Source organism: Symbioplanes lichenis (genome assembly GCF_030709675.1).
In the GTDB taxonomy this organism is placed as follows: domain Bacteria; phylum Actinomycetota; class Actinomycetes; order Mycobacteriales; family Micromonosporaceae; genus Actinoplanes; species Actinoplanes lichenis.
Genome location: NZ_JAUZQD010000002.1, coordinates 210,130 through 235,011 on the forward strand (window position 1 = coordinate 210,130; position 24,882 = coordinate 235,011).

Sequence of the window (24,882 nt, forward strand, 5' to 3'; positions counted from 1 at the left end):
TCGGAGCGCGCTGACCAAGCCGGACATGCGCCCGAGCGACGACGGAACGGGGTTGACGAGGCCGTAGATGCGCCGGAACAGCGACCGGACCGCGGGGACGAGGGCGCGGATGGCTGCGAGCCGTGACCGTCCACGGCGGCGAGGCCGGCCACGAAGGTGTGCTGTGGGTAACAAGGGGGGAACGGCGCGGCACGGGGGCGCGGTGGCGGGGATGCGGCTGGATATAGTGGCCCGGCGAGTGACCGGCCCGGTGTGCGCCCCGGTCCGTCTTCCAGGGGGGAGGGCGGCCGCGCGGCGGTGCGAGCCCCCGGGCCGGCTGTGGGGGAGAGGGGACGCCGTGACGCAGCACGCTGCGCCGGTGCAGGTCGCCAACCGGATCTGGACCATTCCCAATGTCATCAGCTTCGTGCGCCTGCTGGGCGTGCCGCTCTTCCTCTATCTCCTGCTCGGGCCGCACCATGACGTCGCCGCCGTCATCGTGCTGGCGCTCGGCGGGACGACCGACTGGGTGGACGGCTACGTCGCCCGCCGCATGAACTCGGTCAGCCGGCTCGGGGAGCTGCTCGACCCGTTCGCGGACCGGCTCTACATCCTGGCCACGCTCGTCGGGTTCACGCTGCGCGAGGTCGTGCCGTGGTGGCTGACCGCGGCGCTGCTGCTGCGGGAGGCCGTGCTCGCCGTGGCCCTGCTGATTCTGCGCCGCCACGGCTACGGGCCGCCGCCGGTGCACTACGTCGGCAAGACCGGCACGTTCGTGCTGCTGGCGGCCTTCCCGGTGATGCTGCTGGCCGAGGCCGTGCCGTCGATCGACTCGTGGATGCTGCCGATCGGGTGGGGGCTGGCGTGGTGGGCGCTCGGCCTCTACTGGGCGGCGGCCGTCCTCTATCTGGCGCAGACGAGCGCCCTGCTGCGCGCTGACCGCAGGGCCGTCGCGCAATGACCGTGCCCGCCGGCAGCAGCGCGGGGAGTGCCCCGCAGGAACCCAAGCGGACCTTCACCCCCGACTTTCTCACCGAGCTGTTCCGTAATCCGCTCGACCCCGGCTATGCGGAGGCCGCGGCGCGCAAGGCCCGGGGCGAAGGCCCCACCGGCTCGCGGAGGAAGGCGCTGCGCGGCGTCACCGCGGTGACCCTGGCGGCGCTGGGTTTCCTGCTCGTGCTGGCCTATCAGCAGACGGTCGCCGACGAGCCGGCCCGGGCGAAGGCGCGCGAGACGCTCATCGACCAGGTGCAGCAGCGCCGGATGACGATGTCGCAGCTGCAGGACCAGGCGGAGAAGTTGCGCACCGAAGTGGCGGACCTGCGGGAACGGCAGCTGGGTGGTGCGGCCGTCGCCCGGCTGCGGCTGCTGGAGGCGGAGACCGGGCTTGCTCCCGTACGCGGTGAGGGCACCCGGGTGACGGTCGGTGACGGCCCGACGCCGATCGATCCGGCGACCGGGGAGCGCAGCACTGATTCCCGGGTACGCGACACCGACCTGCAACGAGCGGCGAACGGTCTGTGGGCGGCGGGTGCCGAGGCGATCGCGATCAACGGTCAGCGGCTCACCGCCACGTCCACGATCCGGCAGGCCGGCGAGGCGATCCTTGTCGACTTCCATCCGGTCAGCACCCCGTACCAGGTGATCGCGATCGGTCCCGGCGACCTGGCCGGCGATTTCGACGACGGGGCGGCCGGGCAGTTCTTCCGGGCGCTCAAGAGCCGATACGGGATGTCCTACGACGTCGCGGAGATCGGTGAGGTGACCCTGCAGGCGGCCACCGAGCCGATCCTGCGCCAGGCCACGCCCGCGGCCGGCGACAGTCCCGGCGCCGGGAGCAGCAGCGACGCCGCGGCCGGCGACAGTCCCGGTGCCACGGGCAGCAGCGATGCCGCCGACCGCCCCGGTGCCACGGGCAGCAGCGCCGCCGACCGCCCTGATGTCATGAGCAGCAGCACCGCCGCCGGGTCCCCGGGCGGCGTACCGGAAAATGCGACCCCCACGGGCGGAGCGTCGCCCGCCGTGTCCCCCTCACCGTCGGAAGGCGGCAGATGATTCCCGTAGTCGCCCTGATCGCCGGGGTCGTCCTCGGCATCGTGTTCCATCCCAGCGTCCCGCCGGCGCTCGAGCCGTACCTGCCGATCGCGGTGGTGGCGGCGCTCGACGCCGTGTTCGGCGGGGTCCGGGCGAAGCTGGACGGCATCTTCGACGACAAGCAGTTCGTCGTGTCGTTCATCGCCAACGTGGTGGTGGCCGGGCTGATCGTCTATCTGGGCGACCAGCTCGGTGTCGGCACGCAGCTGTCCACCGGCGTCGTGGTGGTGCTCGGCGTCCGCATCTTCGGCAACGTGGCGGCCATCCGGCGCCACCTCTTCCGGGCGTAGTCATGACGAACGACACCCCGCCCCCGGTCTCCCCGGACGAGGAGGAGACGGTGCCGATGCGCAACCCGCTTCGGGACGCGCCGGCCGAAGAGCCCGCGCCGAAACGCGAGCCCGCCGCGCCGACGGACGAGAGCGACCCGCCGGCCGAAGCGGAGCCGGCGCGGGCGAAGGCCGTACCGGAGAAGGAAGCGGAACCGGAGCAGGCGGAGACCGTACCGGAGAAGGAAGCGGAACCGGAGCAGGCGGAGACCGTACCGGAGAAGCAAGCGGAACCGGCCGCGGAGGCCGAGCCGGGCCGGGCGCGCAAGTTGTCGTCGGCGGGGTTGCTGATCGGGTTGTTGCTGGCGTTGTTCGGCTTCACGCTGGTGGTGCAGCTGCGCAGCAACGACGACGACTCGCAGCTGGCGTCGATGCGGCAGGACGACCTGGTCCGGATCCTGTCCGACCTCGAGGCGCGCGACCAGCGCCTGCAGCAGGAGATCGCCGCGCTGGACGACAGCCGCCGGCAGCTGACCTCGGACGTCGGCGGGCGGGAGGAGGCCATCGCGGAGGCCGGCAAGCGCGCCGACGAGCTCGGCCTTCTGTCCGGTACGGTCCCCGCGCGCGGCCCCGGGCTGGTGATCAAGATCGCTCCGGACACCCAGGCGGTCAAGGCGTCGGCCGTGCTCAATGCGGTGCAGGAGTTGCGCGGGGCCGGCGGCGAGGTGATGCAGCTGGTGGGCGACAACGGGGTGGCGGTCCGGGTGGTCGCTTCGTCCTACTTCGTCGATGCGGCCGGTGGCGACATCATCGCGGACGGTCAGCAATTGACCGGGCCGTACACGCTGTCGGTGATCGGGGTGGCCGGCACCATGGAGACGGCGCTGCGCATCCCCGGTGGGGTGGTGGCGTCGGTGAGCCAGGCCGGCGGTAACGTGACCATGGAGCAGCGCGCCACGGTCGAGGTGACCGCGGTGCGTCAGGCTGCCAGCTTGCAATATGCGCGTCCGGTCTCCTGAGCGGGCGCGCTTGTCGACGGAGGAACGAGTGATTCCCGAGGATCTTCGGTACACGGCCGAGCACGAATGGGTGTCCGGCGACGGCACCGGTCCCGTGCGCGTGGGCATCACCCATTTCGCGCAGGACGCGCTCGGCGACATCGTCTACGTGGAGCTGCCCGAGGAGGGCGCCACGGTCCAGGCCGGCGAGCAGTTCGGCGAGATCGAGTCGACCAAGAGCGTCTCGGAGATCTACGCGCCGGTGTCCGGCACGGTGGTGGCGCGCAACGGCTCGCTCGCCGACGAGCCGGAGCTGATCAACGCCGAGCCCTACGCGGCCGGCTGGCTCGTCGAGATCGCCCCGGACGACCCGGCGGCCGTCGCGGCGCTGCTGGACGCCGCGGCCTACCAGGCGCTGACCGAAGGCTGATCGACAGCCTTCCGCTTCTCCCGTGTGTCCGGTTGCCCGGTATTTCGGTGCTGACTAGGCTCGCGGAGCACCAGTACGAATGTTGTTACTTCGAAACCGATAGTCGTGCGTCCGGGCCTCCGGGCAGCGGCGGCGGGGGCGCTGCGGGGTTCGGGTCCGTTGAGGTCCGGTCGTCGCTCACCCTGCGTCGTCGGGCGGCGACCGAAATGATCCGTGAGGTGGTCCATGACGCGCCCAGACGACGAGTTCCCCCCGCTCGACGTCACGTCCACGCTGAACCTCGGAGCGCTCGACGAGGTGCTCGAGGGGCCGGAGACCGACGTGGTCCCGAGCCGGATGTCCGGCTCGCTGCCGCCCGGCATGGCGCTGCTGGTCGTGCGTCGCGGCCCGAACGCGGGCGCCCGGTTCCTGCTGGACCATGACGTGACCACCAGCGGCCGGCACCCCGACAGCGACATCTTCCTCGACGACGTGACGGTCTCGCGCCGGCACGCCGAGTTCCACCGCGACGGCGGCACCTTCACGGTGCGCGACGTCGGCTCGCTCAACGGCACCTATGTCAACCGGGAGCGGGTCGAGTCGGCCACCCTGAGCAACGGTGACGAGGTGCAGATCGGCAAGTTCCGTCTCGTCTTCATCGCCGGCCCCCGGCCGGAGGGCGAGGGCGGCCAGGCGTGAACCCGGCGGGGGCGGCGGCACACGACCCGGGCGCGGCTCGCCCGGGTCGTGACGCTGCGCTGATGAGCATCGGGGAGGTCCTCGCTCAGCTGCGCACGGAGTTCCCCGACACGACCATCTCGAAGCTCCGGTTCCTGGAGGCGGAGGGGCTCGTCGATCCCCAGCGCACCGCCTCCGGCTACCGGAAGTACTCGTGGAACGACGTCGCCCGCCTGCGCTTCGTGCTCACCGCGCAGCGCGATCAGTACCTTCCGCTGCGCGTGATCCGCGAGCAGCTGGAGGCGCTGGAGCGGGGCGACGAGCCGCTGGTGCGGCAGCGGCCGTCGCTGGTGGCGGTGGGTTCCGACGCCGACGTGGCCGCCGCGGACCCGGTGGACGCGCGGGTGTCGCGCGCCGACCTGGTCGAGCGCACAGGCGTCGAGGACAAGCTGCTCGCTGAGCTGGAGCAGATCGGCCTGGTGACCTCCCGGCCTCCGGGCTGGTACGACGGCGACGCGGTGGTCATCGTCGAGGCCGTCGTGGGCCTGGCCCGGCACGGCCTGGAGGTGCGCCACCTGCGGGCGTTCCGCACCGGGGCCGACCGGGAGCTGGGGCTCTTCACACAGCTGCTGGCCCCGCTGGTGCGCCAGCAGGACCCGGCGGCGCGGGCGCGGGCGGCGGAGACGGCGCGTGAGCTGCAGACGTTGTCGCAGCGGTTGCACGCGGCGCTGGTGCGGGCGGGGTTGCGGGACACCCTCGGCCGCTGAGCTCGTCGTCCCTCGTCAGGCCCGGTTCTGCCGGGCCTTTGTCGTCTCGTCCGGGCGGTTACGCCGAGCGCTGAACTGCGCGGCCGGGGCCCGGGGGAGTGACGCGCGCCGCAGCCGGCGCCGGGGGGCCTCGGGCAAAGTGGCACTGACCAGGCCCGATCCGGTGGTTGGCGCCGCCGCGAGGGGGTAAGCCCGGCAGGAACGGACACGGCACACGTGTGGCGCTCGTACCGGGCCACCCGTGTACCGTGCAGGATAGGGCGGGAAACAGCCTGAAGATCGTCGTTCGCGGTGATCGACGGGGCCACATGCTGTTCTGCCGGGACAGCGACGACGTGCGACACGGAGGCGGGCGGTGCGCGAGCTGAGCGTGGTCGGAGTTCGGGTGGAGCTGCCCAGCAACCAGCCGATCGTCCTGCTCAGGGAGGTCGACGGCGACAGATACCTGCCGATCTGGATCGGTGCGGTGGAAGCGACCGCCATCGCCTACGAGCAGCAGGGGGTCAAGCCGGCCCGGCCGCTCACCCACGACCTGCTGCGGGACATCCTGACGGCGCTCAAGGCGCCGCTGGAGGCGGTGGAGATCACCGAGCTGAAGGACAACGTCTTCTACGCCGATCTGCTGATCGGCGACGGCGTCCGCGTCTCCGCGCGCCCGAGCGACTCGATCGCCCTGGCGCTGCGCGTGGGCGCCCCGATCCGCTGCGCGGACGAGGTGCTGACCGAGGCGGGCATCGTCATCCCGGACGAGCAGGAGGACGAGGTCGAGAAGTTCCGCGAGTTCCTCGACCAGGTCCGCCCCGAGGATTTCGCCGGCTGACCCGCCGGCCGAGAAGCATCCGAACGCCCGCCGCCGTTGCGCGGCGGGCGTTCGTGTTCTCTTGGGACCCGGCCCGGACGGGTCGAAGCCGGTCGTTCCGGTAAGGAGCGGCAGGCGGCAGAAGCGGTCAGCCGTGACAGGGCCGTTGGTGCCGGGCGTGCTCGTGGGGGTGGTGCGCTGATCCGAGGCGGTCCCCGGCGTGGCGGCTGTCGTCCGTATGCGGCGTGTCGCGGCATTACCTCCCGGTGCGCGGGCACGCTGAGTTATAGGCTCGTCGGGTCAAGGTGAAGCGGCACCGCGCAGCGGGGAGGTAGTCGCGTGCACGACTCAGATCCTCAGGAGGGTCCTCTCGTCGGGGAGAACGGCGAGGTCGGGTATCGCGGGGTCACCGCGTGCCAGGCGGTCGGCATCAGTTACCGCCAGCTCGACTACTGGGCGCGGACGACGCTCGTCGTGCCCAGCATCCGGGACGCGTCCGGGTCGGGGACCCAGCGGCTCTACTCGTTCCGGGACCTGGTGGTGCTCAAGGTGGTCAAGCGACTGCTCGACGCGGGCGTGTCGCTGCAGAACATCCGCAAGGCCATCGAGACGCTGCGCTCGCGCGGGGTCGAGGACCTGGCCGGGATCACGCTGATCTCCGACGGCACGACGGTGTACGAGTGCCGGTCGCCCGAGGAGGTCGTCGATCTGCTCCAGGGCGGCCAGGGCGTCTTCGGCATCGCCATCGGCGGCGCGTTCAAGGAGATCCAGGGCTCCCTGTCGCACCTGCCCGCCGAGCCCGCCGTCCCCCAGCCGGTCGGCCTGCCCGTCGAGCCGGCGGCCGGGGACGAGCTCGCCGCCCGCCGGGCCCGCCGCCGCGCCGGCTGACCGATCGCCCCCGCCGTGCCCGTCTTTGCCAACTTGGCAAAGACGTTCCCGGTCCGGCGGCCCGCGGGACCATGCTGGGAGGCATGGACAGACAGGGTTTCTGGGACGACAAGTACGCCGCGTCGGAGCGCATCTGGAGCGGGGCGCCGAACAAGGCACTCGTGGGTCAGGTCGCCGGCCTGACCCCGGGGACCGCGCTCGACCTGGGCTGTGGTGAGGGGGCGGACGCCGTGTGGCTGGCCCGTCAGGGCTGGACCGTCACCGGCGCCGACATCTCGCCGATCGCGCTCGACCGGGCCGCCCGGCACGCCGAGGAGGCCGGCGTCAAGGTCGACCTGCAGCGCCACGACCTCTCGCGCACCTTCCCGGAGGGACAGTTCGACCTGGTCAGCGCGCAGTTCCTGCACGACTACGGCGACTTTCCGCGCACGGCGATCCTGCGCCGGGCGGCCGGGGCCGTGGCGCCGGGCGGGGTGCTGCTGATCGAGAGCCACCAGAGCCACGGGCCGCACCCGCAGCCCGAGCACGGTGAGGTGCGCTTCCTGTCGCCCGGCGAGCTGGTGGCGGAGCTCGCGCTCGCGCCGGGCGAGTGGGAGCTGGCGGTCAGCGAGGAGCACGACCGCATCCAGCAGGGCCCCGACGGCACGCCCGCGCACCGGACGGACAGCACGCTGCGACTCGTACGCCGGGAGTGAGACCGGCCGGACGAGGCCAGCCGGAGGTGAGAGCGGCCGGGCGGCGATGATCGGCGGGGGTTAGATTCGGCGGGTGACCGAACCGTTCGCCGCCGCCGGCTCGCTGCTGGACGCGTACCGGCGGGTCGACTGGGCCGCGACGGCCGTGGGCGAACCGCACACCTGGAGTCCCGCCCTGCGCGGCGCCCTGGATCTGGTGCTCGGCACCCGCACGCCGTCGACCCTGCTGTGGGGGCCGGAGCAGGTGCTGCTCTACAACGAGGCCTACGCCCCGATCCTCGGCGACAAGCATCCGGCGGCCCTCGGCCGGCCGTGCGCGGCGGTCTTCCCGGAGATCTGGGACACCATCGGCCCGATGCTCGAGGCGGTGTACCGCACCGGCGGCAGCATGTTCTTCGAGGATCTGCGGCTGCTTCTGGAGCGCCGGGGGTTCGCGGAGGAGACGTTCTTCACCTTCTCCTACTCGCCGGTGCGCGGGGTGGACGGCACGGTCGAGGGCGTCATCGACATCGTCTGGGAGACCACCACCCCGGTCGTGGCGCATCGGCGGCTGGCGTTGCTCGGCCGGCTCAACGACAGCCTGGCCGGGGTCGCGGACGTGGCCGGGCTGCTGGAGCACGCGTTGCCGGTGCTGTGCTCCGACGACCTGACCGCCGTGGGCATCCGGCCGGCGCCGCCTGGCGTTCCCGGACGGGACGTGGTGCTCGAGCGGACGCCCGAGGGCACCGAGGCCCGGGTGCGGCTCGCCGGCGCGGACGCGGTGCTGGTCGGCCGGCTGAGCCCGCACCTGCCGGTCGACGAGGCGTACCTGGGCTTCGTCCGGCTCATCGGCACCGCCCTGGCGCAGGGCCTCACCCGCGCGCGGGCGCTGGAGGCGGAGCGGCACGCCGCGACCCTGCAGCGCGAGCTGGCCGAGGCGCTGCAGCGCAGTCTGCTGGAACCGCCGGCCCAGCCCGACCACTTGGAGGTCGCGGTCCGCTACCGGCCGGCGGCTGAGGGCGCGGAGATCGGCGGCGACTGGTACGACTCGTTCCTGCTGCCCGACGGCCGCCTCGCCGTGGTCATCGGCGACGTCACCGGGCACGACCGGCGCGCCGCCGCCGCGATGAGCCAGATCCGCAACCTGCTGCGCGGCATCTCGTACACGGTGGTGCGTCCGCCCTCGGAGATCCTGACCGCGCTGGACGAGGCGATGGCCGGTTTCGGGGTGCGGCAGTTCGCCACGGCCGTCGTCGCCGACATCGACGTGACGACCGAGGGCAGCCACCTGGTCCGCTGGTCCAACGCCGGGCACCTCGCGCCCGCCCTCGTCGCCCCGGACGGGAGCGCCCGGCTGCTGCTGACCAAGGGCGAGACCCTGCTCGGCACAGGCACGGCCGTCGCCCGTACGGACCACAGCGTCCAGCTGGACCCGGGGGCCGCGCTGGTCCTCTACACCGACGGGCTGATCGAGCGGCGGACCGGCTCGCTCGACGACGGCTACCGTGACCTGCTCGCCCACCTCGACGGCCGGTCGGACCGGACCGCCGAGCAGCTCTGCGACCACATCCTGGAGCACTTCGCCGTGGGCACCGAGGACGACGTCGCGCTCGCCGTCGTCCGGCTGCGGCCGGAATGACCCCATGACTTTCCCGGGCTTGGTCCGCGAGTGCGGGCTTGATGCCAGGGGCGGTGCGGCGGGCTCACGCCGGCGGGCCGTGCCGGAGGGCGGGCTCACGCCGGCGGGCCGTGCCAGAAGGCGGGCGAGCCGGCGACGATGAGCCGCTCACCTCGCTGCACGGAGAGCGGATCCAACTCCAGCCACACCTCGAGCGCGCCGACCGTTCCGGCGGCAGCGTAGGCGGCCAGCACGCGGACGTCCTCCGGAGCGCGGGCCTCGGGCGGCAGAATCTCGGGGTGAGCGTCCGCGTGCGCCTCCAGCGACCGGCGCACGACAGTCTCGAGGACGTCGCGTAGCGGGCCGAGCAGATGCGGCCGGGCGGCGTTGCGATAGACGCCCGCGTGCCCGGCGACATGCTCACACAGCGCCCGCACCCCGGCGCGCATCCCGGCGCCCGCCCCGAAGCCGCCGCTCAGATCCGGATGGTCGCCGGCGATCGCCTCCAGATCCTCGCGCAGGACGTCGGCCAGGAGGTCCAGTGGCGCGCCCGCGTGCCGGTAGAACGTGTCTCGCGTGACGCCCGCCTCCCGGCACAGCTCGGTGACGGTGACCTCGGTGATCGGCCGCTGCTCGGCAAGCCGGTAGACAGCGTGACGGAGGGCCACCCGCGAACGTCGGTAGCGCGGGTCCATGCCCGGAATCCTAGTCGTCCGATCTATCTGACACATGTCAGATAAGCGAGCTACGCTGGGGAGGTTCTTTCGAGAGAGTGAGGATCGTCATGGCCAGGTTCGAGCGCAGGACAGTCATCGTCACCGGCGGCGCCCGGGGCATGGGCGCCACGCACGCCCGCGGCTTCGTGGCCGAGGGCGCCAGAGTGGTCATCGCCGACGTGCTGGACGACGAGGGGAAGGCGCTCGCCGGCGAGCTCGGGGAGGCTGCGCTCTACCGGCACCTCGACGTGACCGACGAGCAGCAGTGGGCGGCGCTGGTCGAGGAGACGACCGCCACGTTCGGCGCGCCGACCGTCCTCATCAACAACGCCGGTATCGGGGGCAGCGGCACCCTCGTCGAGGAGAAGACGCTCGAGGACTGGCGCCGGCTGCTCGGCGTCAACCTCGACGGCGTGTTCCTCGGCACGCGCGCGGTCATCCCGGCCATGAGGGGCGCGGGCGGTGGCGCGATCGTCAACATCTCGTCGTTCGCCGGGCTGATCGGCACACCGAACGCCGCCGACTACACGACCAGCAAGTTCGCCGTGCGCGGCTTCACCAAGGCCGTCGCGATGGAGGTTGCCCCGTACGGGATCCGGGTCAACTCCGTCCACCCCGGCTACATCCGCACGCCGATCCTGGGACCGCTGGGCGACGAGGTCGTGCACGGCAAGATCGCCCTCGACCGGATGGCCGCGCCGGAGGAGGTCACGAAGATGGTGCTCTTCGTCGCCTCGGACGACGCGAGCTACTCGACCGGCGCCGAGTTCGTGATCGACGGCGGCTGGTCGGCGGGCTCCCCGGTCGGCATCGGCCAGACCAACTCGGAGTACGACGTCGCGCGCGCTTGAGGCCGTCCAACTCGGAGTACGACGCCGCGCACGCTTGAAGCCGGCCAACTTGGAGCACGGCGCCACGCGCGCTTGAAGCCGGCCGGCACGGATCACGACGCCGCGCGTGTCCCGGGCCCGGCCGACGGGAGACATGCGAAGGAGGCGGCGGCGCACGACGCGCCGCCGCCTCCCGTACGGCCGAAAGGGTCAGGAGCCGAAGGACCAGAGCTGACACGGGTTGTTGAGCCACATCCAGAGCTGCACCTCGGTGCCGTTGGCCGTGCCGCAGTTGGCGTCGTCGAGGACCATGCCGCTGTTCTCGACGACGAGCTCGTAGCGCCCGTTCCCGGCGGGGATGACGGCCCACTGCTGGCACGTGTTGCCGAGCGAGTCCCACAGGTTGACGTCGGTGCCCAGCGCCAGGCCACAGTTGACGGCGTCGAGGACCTTGCCCGCGTTGGCGTTGGTGATCGTCCACTTGTTCGGGCCCACGTTGGTGAAGCGCCACTGCTGACAGGCGTTGCTCAGGTTCTGCCAGACGTCGATCTTCGTACCGTTGGCGGTGCCGCAGTTGACGGCGTCGAGCAGCTTGCCGCTGGCGAGGTTGGTGAGCCGGTACGTCTGCCCGCTCATCGGGAACGTGACGCTCTTGCCGTACCCGACGGCCACGATGTTGGCCTGCACGGCGTTCTCGGTGGCGTCGCTGGGATACCCGCTGGTCATCACGCCCTCGAAGAAGGAGCCGACCGAGCCGTTGCTGTTGTCGCCGCCGATGCCGAGGATGATGGCGCCCTGTTTGGTCATCGGCTGGTAGCCGCCGATCGTCGGCAGGGCCCCGTTGTAGCGCGTCGCCAGGCCGCCGGACTGCGCGTTCCCGTCTTTGATCGCGTACGTGGAGGTGCCGTTGTTCTTCAGAACGGCCGTGACGAACGCGCTGTTGCGTCCGGTGTTGGCCGTCCAGGATCCGTTGCCGCCGGCGAAGAGGCCGTTCTCGAGGTCGGCCGCCACGCGCGGGCCCGCCGAGCAGGGCGAGAACCAGCACAGGTTGCCGAAGTAGATGGCGTCCATGTCGCCGTTGCCGGTGTCCATGTTGTTGGTCTCGGCGTTGCCGTAGTCGAAGCAGCAGCGGTCGTTGACGTGCGTGCCCTCGGTCACCATGTACATGCCCTCGGGCTGGCTGCCGGTGGCGACGCCGTTGGTGGCGTTGTTGCGATAGCCGTTGCCGGCCGAGATGTAGACGCCGTAGACCTTGTGCCCGCCCGCCGTCACCGGCAGCGCCGCCGCGTTCGCACCCTGGTCGGCGGTCGGGTTGGCGCCGCCGCCGGGCGCGATCGTGAGGTCGTTGTGCCGCGACGTCTGGTCGTAGATGCGCACGATCGTGCAGTACGTGCCCGAGCAGAACGAGTCCTGCGTGGCCGCGTTGGCATAGCCGCCGGCGCTGAGCACGCCGATGTTCGTGGTCGCGTTGTCGGACCAGCGGCGAACCTGATAGAGCGAGCCACTGTACGCGCCGAAGAGCGCGCGGGTCGTGCTGTGCGCGGCGACACAGGGCGTGCCGCCGGCGGCGTAGAGGTCGCACGGTCCGGTGCCGGCGGCCTGGGCGGGGGCCGGGCCGGTGACGAGGGCGGCGGCGACGAGGAGGACGGTGGCGGCGAGCGTGCGCCGCAGGGAGCGTAGATCCATGGGCGTGCCTTTCTCGGGGTGATCGGTGGCTGCCACCCGATGTGAGCGCTAACAGAATAGGACCGTGGCATTTACATCTGTCAATAGATGGTCAGGTCGTCGAACCGCGCGGGGGCGTAGGAGCCGAGGCCCAGGCCCACCTGACCCCGCCCGTACGTGGCGTCGGTGACCCGCGCGACCCGGGCGCCGTCGATGCGGGCCGTGATCGTCGAGCCGGCGAACCCGAGCTGCAGCCGGTGATCGGCGCGGGCCGGGACGCTGCCGGTGGCCAGCACCCGCGTGGACTTGTCCGGATCGAGCACCGTCAGCGACCACTCGCCCGCGGCCGACAGCGACAGGTGATAGCCCTGCCAGGTGTTGACCTTGCCGGGGCCGACGTTGTTGAGCTGGTTGACGACGCGGCCGAGCAGGGTGGCCGTCCCGGTGGTGCGCGATCGCACGGACACGGTGTAGTCGGTCCACCGGTGATCCCCGAGCAGGGTGAGCGGTGCGGCGACCCGCGACCACTTGATCGGCTCGGTGGTGATGACCTGGCGCAGGCACCGGCACCCGCGATCGGCCTCGAAGGCGCCCTCCATGTCGGAGAGATAGCGCGACCCGCCGTCGAACCGGTACGGCAACGGCATGACTCGCGTATCCGGAGTACGCGTCACGGGATGCGAACCGGTCATCGTCGTCAGCGTGGTCACCGTGCCGGGATCCAGCGTGACCGGGTCACCGGCGCGCACGTCGGCGCCGCGGACGAACCAGCCGGCCGGGTCGGTGGACGCGAGCGTCGTCGTCCAGCGGTGCAGGGCCCGGCCGGGCGTCACCCGCACCGACTGCGGGCCGGCGGCGCCGGTGGTCTCGAACACCGTCGTCTGCTGGGATCCCGACCGCAACGTCACGTACGTGCCCCCGCCGTCGAGGTATCCACTCGCCGAGTCGACGTACCGCCACCCGGGGCGCACGAACTGCGCCGTCTGCGCCACCGTCCACAGCGTCGGCCCGAGCTCGAAGCGGCCCGTCCACGGCTCGTTCGCCGCGAGCAGCCCGCTGCCCTGCATCTGCACGGTCGGATACCACGCGTACGCGGCGGGCCAGTTGATGAACGCGGTGATGCGCGAGTCCACGTACTCGTGGTTCATCTCGGCGGCGAGCCGGACCGCGCCGGTCAGGTAGTTGTTCCAGCCGGACTCGCTGGCGAACAGCGGCTTGCCCAGATCGAGGGCGTCCTGCGAACTCGAGCAGTGGATCTCCGAGCACGGATAGTGGATCCCCACGACGTCGGTCGCGGCGTAGAAGGCGGGATCGTTCTTCAGGTCCGTCGCCACGTCCCACTTGGCGTTGTCGGCGGCCACCACCTTCACGTCGCCGTATCCGTGGGCGAGCAGGGCGCGCTTGAGCTCGGCGTACCAGGCGGCGTCCCAACCCTTCTCGTTCCAGCCGCCGAGATAGTCGATGTGCAGCCCGTGCCGTTTCGCGCAGCCGAGCCACCGCAGCAGATAGGTGATGTTGTCGGCCGACCAGAAGCCGCCGTCGAACCAGCCGGGCGCGCCCCATTCCAGGCCGTAGAACTTCATGCGCGGATTGCGGCGCCGCGCCTCGGTCATCAGCCACCATTCATAGCCACGGTCGCAGTCGAGGTCCGTACGCGATCGCATGTGGCTGGGCTCGGCGCCGTTGCTGGAGTTGGTGTCCGCGCCGATCTCCACCTTGAGGATCTGCAGCGACGCCCCGGCGCCCGGCTCGAACAGGTAGTCGAGCACCTGGCTGCGCTGCGGCTCCGAATAGTCGACGAGCAGCCGCGACGTGCCGCCGCCCCCGCTGATCGCGCCGATCCCGTCGAACGTGCGGCCGCCGCTCGCGCTGTCCACCACGATCTGCTGCACGGGCTCCGGGGCGGCGGTCACGAGCGGGCCGGTGGCGAGCAGGGCGCTCAGGGCCCAGGCGACGAGTTTCACCACGACACCTCCGTACGCCCGGCGGGCACCCGGCGCGGGCGGTGGCCGGGCACTTCGACGGTCGCCGGGCCGGCGGCGGTGATCGTGAAGCGCTCGCCGTCCGTGAAGCCGCGGACGGCGACGCGGGCCCCGGACGCCCGGAACACGACGTGGCCGTCGCGGGTGAGCGTGGTGCGGTCCGGTCCCGCGGTGACGGCGTACGTGTGCCCGCGGAGACGTACATTGGCCAGGGTGTTGGTCCCCGGCAGCCCGAGCGAGCCGAACATGATCGCCGCCGGGTCGCCGCCCCACGGGCTGTCGGAGATCAGCTCGTGCAGGCCCTGGACGGCCATCGCGTTCGACCATGAGTAGGTGCGCCAGGCGGTGTCCACGGCCGACGACATGACGGCCTGGCCCGGGTCGGGGTCGAAGGACTCGGGGAACCAGCCCTGCTCGTCCCACGCCCGCAGGTACATCGCGGTGCTGCGGGCGGCGAACTGTCCCGCCGCCTCGTCGAAGCCGTAGCGCTTCAGGCCGTCGTACACGGTGAAGTTCATCGGCGGCCACACCGCGCCCTTCCACTGCTCGGGCGCGGACCCCTCGTTGTAGCGCTCGAAGTAGCGGAAGCGGGCCGACTGCGGATGGACCGTACCGCCGGTGGCGAACGTGGGGTCGTTGCGCGCGACGCTCGGGATGACATAGTCACCCCAGAACTCGTCCGGATCGAGCAGGTGCTCCTCGACCAGGATCCGCGCCCGCCCCGGCGTCGCGAGGCCCGCGAACATCGGATAGAACACGGTCGGGGTGACCACCTCATCCCACGTGCCGTCGAGGTAGCGGCTCAGGTAGAGGCCCCGGCCGGGGTGCCACAGCCGCTCGTTGAGCAGCGTCCTGAGCCGCGCGTGCCGGGCGGCGAACCGGGCGGCCTCCGCGGGCCGGCCGAGCACCCGGGCCATCTTCGCGAGCGTCTCGGCGAACAGCGCGTAGTACGAGTTCAGCGCCACGTCGGTCAGATCGGTGTTGTCCCGCGAGTCGCCGCTGCCGCCCTCCTTGGCGATCCGGTGGTACGCGGCGTAGACGGGACTGTCGTCGAGCCCGAGATGGTTGCCGCGCCCGCCGATCCGGTCGCCGAAGTAAGGCGTCTCGAGCAGCCCGTCGCCGTCGGTGTCCCACTCGGGCAACAGGTCGTAGAAGGTGACCAGTTGGGGGTACACCGCGTCGAGCACCGTGCGGTCGCCGAGCTTGGTGTAGAGACGCCAGACCGCGTACGCGTGCATGGGCCCGCTGTTCTGCTGGTCGTACCGCGGGCCGGTGAGCGGCACCTGGTTCGGCGGCGCCGGGGCGGCGAAGACGTCGGTCTCGTGCTGGACGGCGAGCGGGCGGCTGACGACGGCGGCGGTGACGGCGTCGAAGGCGGAGTCCCAGCCGGTGAACAGGCCACCGCCGCCGCCCCAGCCCCACATGACGAAGTTCCGGTGCCGGTCCTTGTCGTAGTTGGTGTTGAGCGACATCGCGTCCCGCACGGCGTCGGCGGCGCGGCCGACCGGTCCGCCGCCCGTGAGGTGGTCACGCTTCACGGCCCGCGCGGCCGCGGCGAGAATCGTTTCCGTGGGGGCGGGTGCGGACACCGTCGGCTGACGCATGCCCGCCGTGAAGTGAATCGTTTCACCGGCGCGAAGACGATAGATCAGGCCCGTGACAACGTTGCCAGCAGTGCCGGTGCCGCCGGTGGCCGCGGTCGTGAGGTCGGCGATCGACGCGTACGAGCCGGCGATGTCCGCGGGCCGGCCGGGGGAGAGGCGAGCCTCGGCGGTGCGGGACGGGTCGACGACACCGGGTGCGATGCCCGTCGCGTCGCCGCCGTCCACGGCGAACGTGCCCGGCTCGCCCCACGGGGTGCCCAGCTCGAGCACGATCGTCGTGTCGTCGTTCTCGGCGGTCACCGCCCCGATCAGGCCGGCGCCGCCGGAGGTGCGGGCATAGCGCACCCGGATCGTGCGCTTGTCGCGCTGCGCCTGGTCGTACTTCTGCTGCAGCTGGGGCAGCTTGACCGTGGCGTCGGCGACGGCGCTCGCGGACCACTGCTCCGGGTGGGTGATCACCTCCCGCAGGGCCTCGAGGTGAGCGGGCATGACGAGGCGGTCGTCGGTGGTGAGCCGGAGCTCCTTGTAGGCGCCGTCCGGGGTCATCGGGCCGATGCGCCAGAGCTGGTTCGTGAGCTTCTCGCGCAGCAGCTTGCCCTGCCCGGTGAGCAGGCCGACGCGCACGGCGAAGCGGACCTCGCCGTCGCCGGCCAGCAGGGCGCCGGTCCAGTCCTGGTCCTTGACGCCCGGCATGGCGAACGGGCGCCGGCTCGTGGGATAGGGCGGCGGTCCGGCGGGCGCAGGCGGTCCCGCTTGTGGTTCCACGGCTGCTGCCGAGGCGGGACCGGCGGGGAGTGCGGCGGCGATGCCGGAGGCGCCGGCCGCGGCCAGGAGATGACGCCGGGACACGTTCGTCACGGGTGAAGCCCTCCTCAACGATTCGTCAACGTCAATGTGAGCGTTAACAGCACATTACGGCGGGTTTCACGTATGTCAATGCCTCCGGACCGCGGACATGACCATGAGATCAGGGAGCGTGCTGCCGGACGTGGTCGGCGAACGGGGCGAGGCCGACGGCGGCGCGGCGGTCGTCCATGGTGTCCGGGTCCTCGCACGGCCAGGGGACGGGCTCGCCGTTCGCGACGCCGGCGATCTGGGTGCCGTAGCGCTGCGGGTGGCCCTCGTTGACCAGCACGCGGTCCTGCAGCATCGCGAGCTGGGCGGCCGGGGCCTCGCCCGCCGTGACGGCCGCGGTGAGCAGGGCGAGGGCGCGGCGCTGGAGGTCCAGGCAGGTGTCGGCGTGCTGGGCGACGAGGAAGGCGCGCCGGGCCGCCTCGGCGCCGACCAGGGACTCGCCCGGCCAGCCGTGCTCGTCGAGGATCGCCGTCAGCCGGTCGGCGTTGCGGACGGTCACGCGGCGGTGGGCCAGCCGGGCGGCCGGGTCGTCGCCGAGGGCGCCCGGCTGCAGGCGGCGGTCCTCGTCGGTCAGGGTGATGAGCTCGGCGGCCAGGTCGTTCTGCATGGACACCGACGGTAGGCCTCCCACGGCGCGGAACCGGTGGTCACCCGGCGACGCCGGCCGGGACCGGGTCGGCCACAATTGACTCCACGGGCGCGGGACGGCGGGCCGCGCGGGCGGCGCCGATGCCGGCGGCCACGACGCAGGCCACGCCCGCGGCGGCGGACCAGCCGGGCCGCTGGCCCAGCACGAGGACGCCGATGACCAGGGCATAGACGGGCTCGAGGGCCATGAGGATGCCGAAGGCCGCGGTGTCGAGGTGGCGCAGGGCCACGAACTCCAGCAGGAACGGCACGACCGGCAGCAGCACCGCCACGCCGAGCGCGGTCAGGATCAGCGGCCAGGTGAGTTCCGGCGCCGCCGCGGGCGCCGCGACCACGGTGGCCACGAGGGCGGCCACGGGCAGCGACACGGCGATGCCGGCCAGGCCCGGGACCTGGTCGCCGACCCGCTGGGTGAGCAGGATGTACGCCGCCCAGCACAGCCCCGCCGCCAGTGCGAACGCCACGCCGACCGGGTCGATGTCGCCCCGCCACGGCGACGTCAGCAGGACGACCCCGCCGCCGGCGACAAGCGCCCACAGCTTGGCCGTGCGCCCGCCGCGCCACACCGCCACGCCGAGCGGGCCGAGGAACTCGAGCGAGCTGGCCGTGCCCAGGGGAAGACGCGCGACCGCGCCCATGAACGTCATCGTGATGCCCGCCGTGACGACGCCGAGCAGGACCGTGCTGAGCAGGCCCGCGCGGGTGAAGCGGGTCAGCCGGGGGCGCACGAGGGCCAGCACGATCAGCCCCGCCCAGCACAGCCGCACCCACGCCGCCCCCGCCGGGCCGAGGTCGTCGATCAGGCCGACCGAGGACGCGAGGCCGAGCTGGGCGAACAACATCGAGACCAGAGCCAGGGACACACCACGCATGGCGACCAGTAGACGTCGGCGCCATCGTTCGCGTCCACGTGGTAATCATGGACATACCGTTCGGCATCGGCGAACAATGACGGCATGGAGACCCGCCGCCTGCGGCTACTGCTCGAACTGTCCCGCCTCGGCTCGATGCGGGAGGTCGCCGATGCGATGCACGTCACCACCTCGACCGTGTCGCAGCAGCTCGCCGTGCTGGCCCGGGAGACCGGCGCCGCGCTGATCGAGCCGGACGGGCGGCGGGTCCGGCTCACCCCGGCGGGCCGGCGCCTGGCCGCCCACGCGGTCGACATCCTCGCCGCGGTGGACGCCGCCCGGCTCGACCTGGATCCGGCAGCCGAGCCGGCGGGCACGCTGCGCGTCGCGTCCTTCGCCGCCGCGATCCGGCGGGCGCTGGTCCCGGTGATCGGCACGCTCGCGCGTGACCACCCCCGCGTACGCCTGCACCTGCGCGAGCACGAGCCGGCGGAGGCCCTGTCCCTGCTGGCCGCCGACGAGGCCGACCTGGCGCTGACCTACGACTACGACCTGGCCCCGGCGACCTTCGACCCCGCGTTCGGCGTGACCCGCCTGTGGAGCATCCCGTGGGCCCTGGGGGTGCCCGACCAGGGCGGTCCGGCGAGCTTCGGGGACGCCCGCGACCTCGACTGGATCGTCAACTCGCGCAACACGGCCGATGACGACGTCATCCGTACGGTGGCCGCGCTCGAGGGTTTCGAGCCACGCATCGTGCACCGGGCCGACAGCCTCGGCCTCGTGCAGGTGCTCATCGTCGCGGGGCTGGGCGTGGGGCTCCTGCCCGCCGACATGCCCGTGGCCCCCGGGGTCCGGCTCGTGCCGCTGACCGGGCCCGAGGTGCACCTGAGGGCGTACGCGGTCGTCCGCCGCGGCCGGGCCGCCTGGCCCGCGCTCGCCCTGGTCCTGAAAATGTTGCGGGCTTAGGCAACCAGGCGTGCCCCTGCGGTGTGTTCCCCGATGTGGAAAGACGAGCGACATGACGGGTACGGACAGCGCCGCCTTCGACGCCTTCTACGGCGCGACGGCCCGGCGGGTCGTGCTGTACCTCTACGCCGCGTGCGGTGACCGGGCCGAGGCGCAGGACCTCGCCCAGGAGGCCTACGCGCGGGCCTGGCAGCACTGGCCCCGCGTCGAGCGCTACGAGGACCCGGAGGCCTGGGTCCGCACGGTGGCCTGGCGCCTGCTGGCCAACCGCTGGCGCAGCCTGCGCCGCCGCCTCACCGCCCTGGCCCGCCTCGGCCCGCCGCCCGAGACGACCGCGCCGTCGCCGGACCGGGTGGACGTGATCGCCGCCCTGCAACGGCTGCCCCAGGCCCAGCGCCAGGTCGTCGCGCTGCACTACCTGCTGGACATGCCGATCGCCGACATCGCCGCCGGCACGGGCGTGCCCGCCGGCACCGTCAAGGCCCGCCTCTCCCGCGCCCGCACCGCCCTCGCCGGGATGCTCGGCGACCCCGACCTGGAGGCCCGCGATGTCCCTCTCCGATGAGCTCCGCCAGCTGGACCACGACGTGGCGGACCTGCCGCTCGCCCCCGCGGCCGCCATCCGCGCCCGCGGCCGCCGCCGGGGACGGGCCCAGCTCGCCGCCACGACCGTGGCCGTCGCCGCCGTCGCGGTCACCGCCGGAGTCGTGCTCACCCGGCCGGACGAGCCGCAACCGGTTGCCGACGTCCCCCCGCCGGTGGCCTGCGACGTCGCCCTGCCCGCCGAGCCGGCCGAGGTCCAGGTCCGGGTGGGCGGCGGCGACGTGGCGGCCGAGCTGCGGGTCCGGGGCTTCACCGTCCTGTCCGGCCCGCCCGGATCGGGCACCACGGCGCTGGCCTACGGGCCCGCGGCGATCGGGGACGCGGCCCTGCTGCGGGCCTATCTCCCCGGCGAGGTCGCCATGCACTACGACGCCGCCCGCCGGGACGCCGTCGTCGACCTCACGCTCGCCCCGGGCGCCGACCGGCTCGCCACCACCATCGCGATCAACCAGGCCCTGGTCGAAGCGGGTGAGCCCACGCCGCCGCCGGGCTGCTGAGGTGCGGCGCTGTCCGTGATCTGCCAGGTCACGCCGGTCGGCGCCGCGCTTACGCTGGCCCTGGCGGGCCGGACCGCGGGTCGCCGGATCCGGAAGGCGGCCGCCGTCATGACTTCCGACACCGACACGAAGGCGCGCCCGGGCCCCCGCAACTCCGGGCGCGGCCGGGCGGGCGGGGAGCTCGACATCGCCGACCTCGCGACCTTCGACCGGCTGACCACGGGCGAGCGCGCGACCGCCGGCCTCGCGTTCCACCGCGAGGTCGACTGTCTCGTGGACCTGGCGCACCTGGTGGCGACGGACTTCTTCGACCGGCCGCAGCTCTACCGCGACGTGAGCGACGAGCTCGCGGCGGACCTGGCCCGGCTGCGCGCCCGCTCCGGCTGCGACGAGCTCGTGCCGTCCCGGGAGCAGCGGGCCGCCGTCTACTCCGGGGTCTTCGGGCCCGCCGAGGCGACCGGCCCGGCGCCGTGCTTCGCCGGGATGCGGGACCAGCTGCTGGCCGCGGCGGCCGCCTTCGCCGAGCGGGTGTACGACACCGGCGCCGACATGCTGCGGGCGGCCGTGCGCGTCATGCACGTCTACCTCCGCGACTACCTGCTCGACGTGACGGGCGCCTCGGTGCGGTGGAGCCGTACCCAGGCCCTGCCCGCCGTGACCGAGGGCCTGAGCTACCGGATCCTGCGTGACCCCGGGATAGCGGCCCGGTTCGGCGTCAACCAGCCGCCGGCGCCGCAGTGGCCCTACCGGCCCGACGCCAACGGCGCCAAGCTGGTCGAGGAGGCGTCCGGGCAGCTGGGTGGCGGGCAGCGGATCACCCGGGGAATGTTCAACGACCGGCAGCAGGTGGCGCTGCGCGGCGCCGAGGGGCTGGCCGCCGTCATCGACTACGACGGCAACCCCGACCCGGCCCGCGTCGACGTCCTGATCCGCCGGTGCTACACCTGGTACGCCGCGCGGGGGCGGGTCCTGCACCTGCCGGAGCCGGCCCCGGCCCCCGTCGCCGCGGCCACCGACGGCAACCGGAGCCTGTACGACGGCGCGAGGGCCACGCTGCCGAGCATGCTGTCGTGATGAGGGCCCGCGGGTTCGTCCTCAACCGGGACACCGGCGAACCGCTGGCCGGCGTCAACGTCGTGGTCACCGCCGGCGCGAACGGCGACTCGCGGCCGGTCAGCCTGCTCACCACCGACGACGCCGGCTACGTGTCGTTCGACCTGGACGGCGCCGGGGCCGGCCCGGTCTCGCTGGAGGTGGTCGGGCAACCCGGGACGGCGGCCCGGCTGCCGGAGGCCGGGACCGCGGGCGGGACACCGGACGGCGCCGTGGTGCTGCGGGCGGACCCGGCCCGGCTCGACCGGGTGCCCCGCGCGGCGCGCCGGGGCATCCCGAGCCCGGACGGCCGCGACTGGGAGCTGTCGCCCGCCTCCTTCGTCACGCCCCGGACCCTCGCGCTCGGCGAGGACGACTGCACCGTGCCCGTCCGGTCGGCGCTGCCGCTGCAGCAGATCAGCTTCTTCCAGGTGGTCCGCAAGCCGGTCGCCGGGCCGGGCGTGCAGGTCGCCGAGATCGACCCGCCCCGGATCCTCGACCTGATCGGGCCGGTCAGCGCGGTCACCCCCGCGCCCGTGGCGCTGCCGTGCGACATCCTCGAGTACGAGCAGACGTGGCAGGACATCGGCGAGTCGCTCGGCACGATCCTCTACAGCCTGCCGCTGGCGCCGTGCGAGAGCGTCAAGATCGCCGTGATCGAGGCCGAGCGCAGCGACCAGGCGGCCCGCACCGACGCGGTCACCGCCGGCGAGAGCCTCGACCACTCGTTGTTCCGCGACCGGTCGATCGCCGAGACGGTCAAGGGCGTGCTGCGCGAGTCGCAGGGCGGATCGTCGTTCATGGCGGGACACGCGGGGGCGTACAGCGGGTCCTGGGCGAACGTGGGGAACTTCGGCGCCACGCACAGCCTGGGCTTCGCCACCACCAACTCGTGGGGCAAGCGGCAGCTCAAGGCCGAGTCGGCGCAGGACCTGCACGACACCACGATCCAGGCCACGGACGTCGTGCGCACCCTCAACAGCACCGTCATCGTGCAGGGCACGCAGGCCGAACGGCACCGGCTGGAGACCCGCACGGTCACCAACCACAACCACTGCCACGCGCTCACGGTGCAGTACTACGAGGTGCTGCGCCGGCTCAAGCTGACGACCCGGTACGTGCGGACCCGGCCGGGCGTGCTCATCCCGTACGCGATGCTGGTCCTCACCAAGCCCTATCCGACGGTCTCCGTGCACGACGACCAGATGGGGCATCCCTTCAAGGTCGTCGACGATCCGGAGCGCGGCGACCTCCATCTCGTCAACCGGCTGCGTCCCATGCTGGAGGGCGCCCTCGTCACCCCCGCCCTCGACGCCGGCTTCGAGGCCGTCCGGCGCCTGCTGTTCTACGACACCGCCGCCGCTCCACCACCGGCGACCACGACCCCGGACGCGGGCGGCGACTACGAGTTCACCCGGCTCAACGTCACCCTGACCCGGGGCCGCTGGGGCACCGACACCGACGTGGTGAGCCTGAAGGTGCGCCTCGCCGGCCTGCACGCGGGCGACATCCGCTACGCGCTGTTCTCCGGCGAGCGGCTGACCGACCGGATCGTGCTCAAGAGCTCCGAGCTCTGGGGCGACGACGAGGACCTCGACGCCGAGCCCAAGGCGATCGGGCCCTTCAAGCTCAAGCTCAACAGCCCGGCCCGCCGCTCCCACGTCGCGGAGTGCGAGCTGCACTTCGATCCCGGCCGGGGCGGGTCGGACTTCTCACTGCGCGGCTTCCGGGTGGCCGCCCTGCGCCCCGACGGGCAGGAGGACGTCCTCGTCGAGGAGGCCGTCGACCGCTACTTCGACGGCGCCGGGGTGGAACCCTTCGACATCCGCGCCCTGCCCGCCGCCCCGGCCGCGACCGAACCGGCGGCGGCCGACCCGGCCGTGGCGGCGGCCCAGCGCCGCGGCACCGACGTCTCCCTCGCCTGGGAGCTGATCACCCACCTGCACGAGCACCGCGACCTCTACGGCCCCCGCCTGGTGGCCATGATGGAGCCGATGTGGTTCGCCCAGGCGCTCGACCAGGCCTTCGGGCTGGACTCGCCCCGGGAGGACATCGACTCGCGCCCGCTGGCCGTCAGCGGGCAGTACCTCCTCTTCGCCTATCGCGGCGACGAGGCCGGCCCGGCCGGTCCGGAGCCCGCGGCCCAGCCGGAGCCGACCGTGGTGAGCCTGCCGACGCGCGGGATGATGGCCGAGGCGCAGCTGGGCACCTGCAACGCGTGCGAGAAACGCGACGTCACCCGCTTCTGGGACTGGCAGGAGTCGCCGTGCGAGCAGGCGCCCGCGATCGAGGGCGTCTCCCCGGGGTTCCGCGGGCAGGCCCCGGACGTGACTCCGGCGACCCTGCCGCCCGCGGTCGTCCAGATCTCCCAGCCGCCCACCGCCCCCGACCCGGTCGGCCTGGCGGCGGCGCTCACCCTGCTGGGCAAGGGCGACGCCTTCCGCGACATGGCGGGCACCACCGAGCTCCGGCAGCTGCTGTCCGGGCTGGCCAGCGGGGCCATCGACCTGGCGAAGGCCAAGGAGCTGGCCAAGGAGGTGCAGAACAAGCAGGCCGCCGCCCCGGCGACAGCCGCCCCGGCCGCCCCGGCCGCTCCCCGGACGCCGGCCGAGCGCTACGACGAGCACCAGGTGCTGCGGGCCGACGTGGACGCCGGCACCCTGACGCCCGAGGACGCCCGCCGCATCGTGCTCGCCGGCTGGTGGCGCGACCGGAGCCCCGAGCCGGCCGGCCCCGGCGCGGGAGCGGACGACCCGACGCTGGAGAGCATCCGGGCCAAGGTCGAGAGCCTGATCAAAGGGGGCCACGCCCTCGGTATGCACACCGCCGCGGACAACCTCGAACACTGGTACCGCGGCGGCGGCGTCCCGCGGCTCATGCCGAGTGACGTGCTCGTCAAGGAGCCGACCGTCGCCCGGCACCTGAGGATCAGTCATCTGGCCCGCTTCGCCCGGGGCGCCGAGGAGCGCCTGCGGTCGGGGACGCTCCAGGTGGGCGGCACCGCGAGAATGACCTGGCACGACCTCTACGTCTCGCCGGGCCTCACCGAGCTGTTCTGGGCGCTCGGCAGCTTCCAGCTGCAGTCGGAGGTCACCGTCGGCGCGCACGCCGTCCCCGGCGACCCGGCGGCCGTGCTCATCCGGGTCGGCGCGTGGCGCGTGCACGGCTGGGACGAGTACAACTTCGACGCGACCAAGGCGGCCTTCGTCCAGGGCTACGGCGACATCCAGGACGCCGAGCTGGACCGGCTCCGGGCGGCCGGCATCGCCCACGACTACGCCGTCACCGTCCTTCCCTTCGACGGCCTGACCGTGCTCGGCGCCCAGGAGTTCGCCGTGCCCAAGTGACGGTCAGCCCGGCCAGGTGACGGTCGTCGGGTAAGGCTCGCGCTGGGGCACGC

General features: G+C 72.9%; 23 protein-coding genes. 17 read left to right on the forward strand and 6 right to left on the reverse strand.

Going from position 1 to position 24,882, the window contains the following annotated elements; all coding sequences use genetic code 11:
* Positions 1 to 337 precede the first annotated feature (337 nt).
* The 11 genes from clsA to RAN62_RS04875 all read left to right on the forward strand — a co-directional run bounded on the left by clsA (position 338) and on the right by RAN62_RS04875 (position 9,194).
* Positions 338 to 940, forward strand: coding sequence for a cardiolipin synthase ClsA (gene clsA / locus RAN62_RS04825; protein WP_305783232.1), 603 nt, complete (start codon positions 338 to 340; stop codon positions 938 to 940).
* Positions 937 to 2,034 (forward strand): DUF881 domain-containing protein, encoded by a 1,098-nt coding sequence (locus tag RAN62_RS04830; RefSeq protein ID WP_305783233.1) that lies wholly within the window; start codon positions 937 to 939, stop codon positions 2,032 to 2,034. Before clsA ends, RAN62_RS04830 begins: the two co-directional genes overlap by 4 nt.
* Entirely contained in the window at positions 2,031 to 2,363 is a 333-nt protein-coding gene (locus tag RAN62_RS04835) for a small basic family protein (RefSeq protein WP_305783234.1), read from the forward strand. Before RAN62_RS04830 ends, RAN62_RS04835 begins: the two co-directional genes overlap by 4 nt.
* A gap of 2 nt (positions 2,364 to 2,365) precedes the next feature.
* Complete coding sequence (locus RAN62_RS04840; protein ID WP_305783235.1) at positions 2,366 to 3,361, forward strand: DUF881 domain-containing protein; 996 nt, start codon at positions 2,366 to 2,368, stop codon at positions 3,359 to 3,361.
* Between the two features lie 28 nt (positions 3,362 to 3,389).
* Positions 3,390 to 3,770, forward strand: coding sequence for a glycine cleavage system protein GcvH (gene gcvH, locus RAN62_RS04845; RefSeq protein WP_305783236.1), 381 nt, complete (start codon positions 3,390 to 3,392; stop codon positions 3,768 to 3,770).
* Between the two features lie 225 nt (positions 3,771 to 3,995).
* Positions 3,996 to 4,448, forward strand: coding sequence for an oxoglutarate dehydrogenase inhibitor Odhl (gene odhI, locus RAN62_RS04850; RefSeq protein ID WP_015622093.1), 453 nt, complete (start codon positions 3,996 to 3,998; stop codon positions 4,446 to 4,448).
* Between the two features lie 62 nt (positions 4,449 to 4,510).
* Complete coding sequence (gene ftsR / locus RAN62_RS04855) at positions 4,511 to 5,194, forward strand: transcriptional regulator FtsR (RefSeq protein WP_305783237.1); 684 nt, start codon at positions 4,511 to 4,513, stop codon at positions 5,192 to 5,194.
* A 355-nt stretch (positions 5,195 to 5,549) separates the two neighbouring features.
* Positions 5,550 to 6,014, forward strand: a complete 465-nt coding sequence (locus RAN62_RS04860; RefSeq protein ID WP_305783238.1) for a bifunctional nuclease family protein — start codon at positions 5,550 to 5,552, stop codon at positions 6,012 to 6,014.
* Between the two features lie 318 nt (positions 6,015 to 6,332).
* Entirely contained in the window at positions 6,333 to 6,881 is a 549-nt protein-coding gene (locus RAN62_RS04865) for a MerR family transcriptional regulator (RefSeq protein WP_305783239.1), read from the forward strand.
* An 83-nt stretch (positions 6,882 to 6,964) separates the two neighbouring features.
* Positions 6,965 to 7,576 carry a class I SAM-dependent methyltransferase gene (locus RAN62_RS04870; protein WP_305783240.1) on the forward strand — a complete coding sequence of 204 codons (612 nt, stop codon included), beginning with the start codon at positions 6,965 to 6,967 and terminating at the stop codon, positions 7,574 to 7,576.
* A gap of 73 nt (positions 7,577 to 7,649) precedes the next feature.
* Positions 7,650 to 9,194, forward strand: a complete 1,545-nt coding sequence (locus RAN62_RS04875; protein ID WP_305783241.1) for a PP2C family protein-serine/threonine phosphatase — start codon at positions 7,650 to 7,652, stop codon at positions 9,192 to 9,194.
* A gap of 95 nt (positions 9,195 to 9,289) precedes the next feature.
* Here the strand turns inward: RAN62_RS04875 and RAN62_RS04880 are convergent, their stop codons facing one another.
* Positions 9,290 to 9,868: a TetR/AcrR family transcriptional regulator gene (locus RAN62_RS04880; protein ID WP_305783242.1), complete on the reverse strand. Its 579-nt coding sequence runs from the start codon at positions 9,866 to 9,868 to the stop codon at positions 9,290 to 9,292.
* A gap of 89 nt (positions 9,869 to 9,957) precedes the next feature.
* Here RAN62_RS04880 and RAN62_RS04885 point away from each other — a divergent pair, with 89 nt between their 5' ends.
* Entirely contained in the window at positions 9,958 to 10,740 is a 783-nt protein-coding gene (locus tag RAN62_RS04885) for a glucose 1-dehydrogenase (protein ID WP_305783243.1), read from the forward strand.
* A gap of 189 nt (positions 10,741 to 10,929) precedes the next feature.
* Here the strand turns inward: RAN62_RS04885 and RAN62_RS04890 are convergent, their stop codons facing one another.
* The 5 genes from RAN62_RS04890 to RAN62_RS04910 all read right to left on the reverse strand — a co-directional run bounded on the left by RAN62_RS04890 (position 10,930) and on the right by RAN62_RS04910 (position 18,345).
* Positions 10,930 to 12,405 carry an arabinofuranosidase catalytic domain-containing protein gene (locus RAN62_RS04890; protein WP_305783244.1) on the reverse strand — a complete coding sequence of 492 codons (1,476 nt, stop codon included), beginning with the start codon at positions 12,403 to 12,405 and terminating at the stop codon, positions 10,930 to 10,932.
* A gap of 80 nt (positions 12,406 to 12,485) precedes the next feature.
* Positions 12,486 to 14,351, reverse strand: a complete 1,866-nt coding sequence (locus tag RAN62_RS04895; protein WP_305783245.1) for a glycoside hydrolase family 30 protein — start codon at positions 14,349 to 14,351, stop codon at positions 12,486 to 12,488.
* On the reverse strand, positions 14,345 to 16,828 hold the full coding sequence (locus RAN62_RS04900) for an MGH1-like glycoside hydrolase domain-containing protein (protein ID WP_305783246.1): 2,484 nt from the start codon (positions 16,826 to 16,828) through the stop codon (positions 14,345 to 14,347). Before RAN62_RS04900 ends, RAN62_RS04895 begins: the two co-directional genes overlap by 7 nt.
* 109 nt (positions 16,829 to 16,937) lie before the next feature.
* Entirely contained in the window at positions 16,938 to 17,432 is a 495-nt protein-coding gene (locus RAN62_RS04905) for a DUF6624 domain-containing protein (RefSeq protein ID WP_305783247.1), read from the reverse strand.
* Positions 17,433 to 17,472: 40 nt separating this feature from the next.
* Positions 17,473 to 18,345, reverse strand: coding sequence for an EamA family transporter (locus tag RAN62_RS04910; RefSeq protein WP_305783248.1), 873 nt, complete (start codon positions 18,343 to 18,345; stop codon positions 17,473 to 17,475).
* Between the two features lie 84 nt (positions 18,346 to 18,429).
* Here RAN62_RS04910 and RAN62_RS04915 point away from each other — a divergent pair, with 84 nt between their 5' ends.
* The 5 genes from RAN62_RS04915 (at position 18,430) to RAN62_RS04935 (ending at position 24,829) form a co-directional block, all read left to right on the forward strand.
* The gene (locus tag RAN62_RS04915; protein WP_305783249.1) at positions 18,430 to 19,290 is read left to right on the forward strand and encodes a LysR family transcriptional regulator; all 861 of its coding nucleotides are present in this window, start codon (positions 18,430 to 18,432) and stop codon (positions 19,288 to 19,290) included.
* A 52-nt stretch (positions 19,291 to 19,342) separates the two neighbouring features.
* On the forward strand, positions 19,343 to 19,855 hold the full coding sequence (locus RAN62_RS04920) for an RNA polymerase sigma factor (RefSeq protein ID WP_305783250.1): 513 nt from the start codon (positions 19,343 to 19,345) through the stop codon (positions 19,853 to 19,855).
* A complete protein-coding gene (locus tag RAN62_RS04925) occupies positions 19,839 to 20,390 on the forward strand; it encodes a LytR C-terminal domain-containing protein (RefSeq protein WP_305783251.1) in 552 nt (183 codons plus the stop codon). Before RAN62_RS04920 ends, RAN62_RS04925 begins: the two co-directional genes overlap by 17 nt.
* A gap of 108 nt (positions 20,391 to 20,498) precedes the next feature.
* On the forward strand, positions 20,499 to 21,464 hold the full coding sequence (locus tag RAN62_RS04930) for a hypothetical protein (protein WP_305783252.1): 966 nt from the start codon (positions 20,499 to 20,501) through the stop codon (positions 21,462 to 21,464).
* Positions 21,464 to 24,829, forward strand: a complete 3,366-nt coding sequence (locus tag RAN62_RS04935) for a carboxypeptidase-like regulatory domain-containing protein (protein ID WP_305783253.1) — start codon at positions 21,464 to 21,466, stop codon at positions 24,827 to 24,829. The genes RAN62_RS04930 and RAN62_RS04935 overlap by 1 nt, the downstream gene beginning before the upstream one ends.
* Positions 24,830 to 24,882 lie beyond the last annotated feature (53 nt).

What these genes read in the sequence shown, in the direction of transcription:
- odhI (WP_015622093.1), top strand. Translation starts at nt 3,996, where the DNA reads ATGACGCGCCCAGACGACGAGTTCCCCCCGCTCGACGTCACGTCCACG.
- RAN62_RS04890 (WP_305783244.1), bottom strand. Translation starts at nt 12,405, where the DNA reads ATGGATCTACGCTCCCTGCGGCGCACGCTCGCCGCCACCGTCCTCCTC.
- RAN62_RS04920 (WP_305783250.1), top strand. Translation starts at nt 19,343, where the DNA reads ATGACGGGTACGGACAGCGCCGCCTTCGACGCCTTCTACGGCGCGACG.
- RAN62_RS04935 (WP_305783253.1), top strand. Translation starts at nt 21,464, where the DNA reads ATGAGGGCCCGCGGGTTCGTCCTCAACCGGGACACCGGCGAACCGCTG.
- RAN62_RS04870 (WP_305783240.1), top strand. Translation starts at nt 6,965, where the DNA reads ATGGACAGACAGGGTTTCTGGGACGACAAGTACGCCGCGTCGGAGCGC.
- RAN62_RS04905 (WP_305783247.1), bottom strand. Translation starts at nt 17,432, where the DNA reads ATGCAGAACGACCTGGCCGCCGAGCTCATCACCCTGACCGACGAGGAC.
- RAN62_RS04835 (WP_305783234.1), top strand. Translation starts at nt 2,031, where the DNA reads ATGATTCCCGTAGTCGCCCTGATCGCCGGGGTCGTCCTCGGCATCGTG.
- RAN62_RS04925 (WP_305783251.1), top strand. Translation starts at nt 19,839, where the DNA reads ATGTCCCTCTCCGATGAGCTCCGCCAGCTGGACCACGACGTGGCGGAC.
- RAN62_RS04885 (WP_305783243.1), top strand. Translation starts at nt 9,958, where the DNA reads ATGGCCAGGTTCGAGCGCAGGACAGTCATCGTCACCGGCGGCGCCCGG.
- RAN62_RS04915 (WP_305783249.1), top strand. Translation starts at nt 18,430, where the DNA reads ATGGAGACCCGCCGCCTGCGGCTACTGCTCGAACTGTCCCGCCTCGGC.
- RAN62_RS04880 (WP_305783242.1), bottom strand. Translation starts at nt 9,868, where the DNA reads ATGGACCCGCGCTACCGACGTTCGCGGGTGGCCCTCCGTCACGCTGTC.
- RAN62_RS04930 (WP_305783252.1), top strand. Translation starts at nt 20,499, where the DNA reads ATGACTTCCGACACCGACACGAAGGCGCGCCCGGGCCCCCGCAACTCC.
- ftsR (WP_305783237.1), top strand. Translation starts at nt 4,511, where the DNA reads ATGAGCATCGGGGAGGTCCTCGCTCAGCTGCGCACGGAGTTCCCCGAC.
- RAN62_RS04830 (WP_305783233.1), top strand. Translation starts at nt 937, where the DNA reads ATGACCGTGCCCGCCGGCAGCAGCGCGGGGAGTGCCCCGCAGGAACCC.
- RAN62_RS04910 (WP_305783248.1), bottom strand. Translation starts at nt 18,345, where the DNA reads ATGCGTGGTGTGTCCCTGGCTCTGGTCTCGATGTTGTTCGCCCAGCTC.
- RAN62_RS04840 (WP_305783235.1), top strand. Translation starts at nt 2,366, where the DNA reads ATGACGAACGACACCCCGCCCCCGGTCTCCCCGGACGAGGAGGAGACG.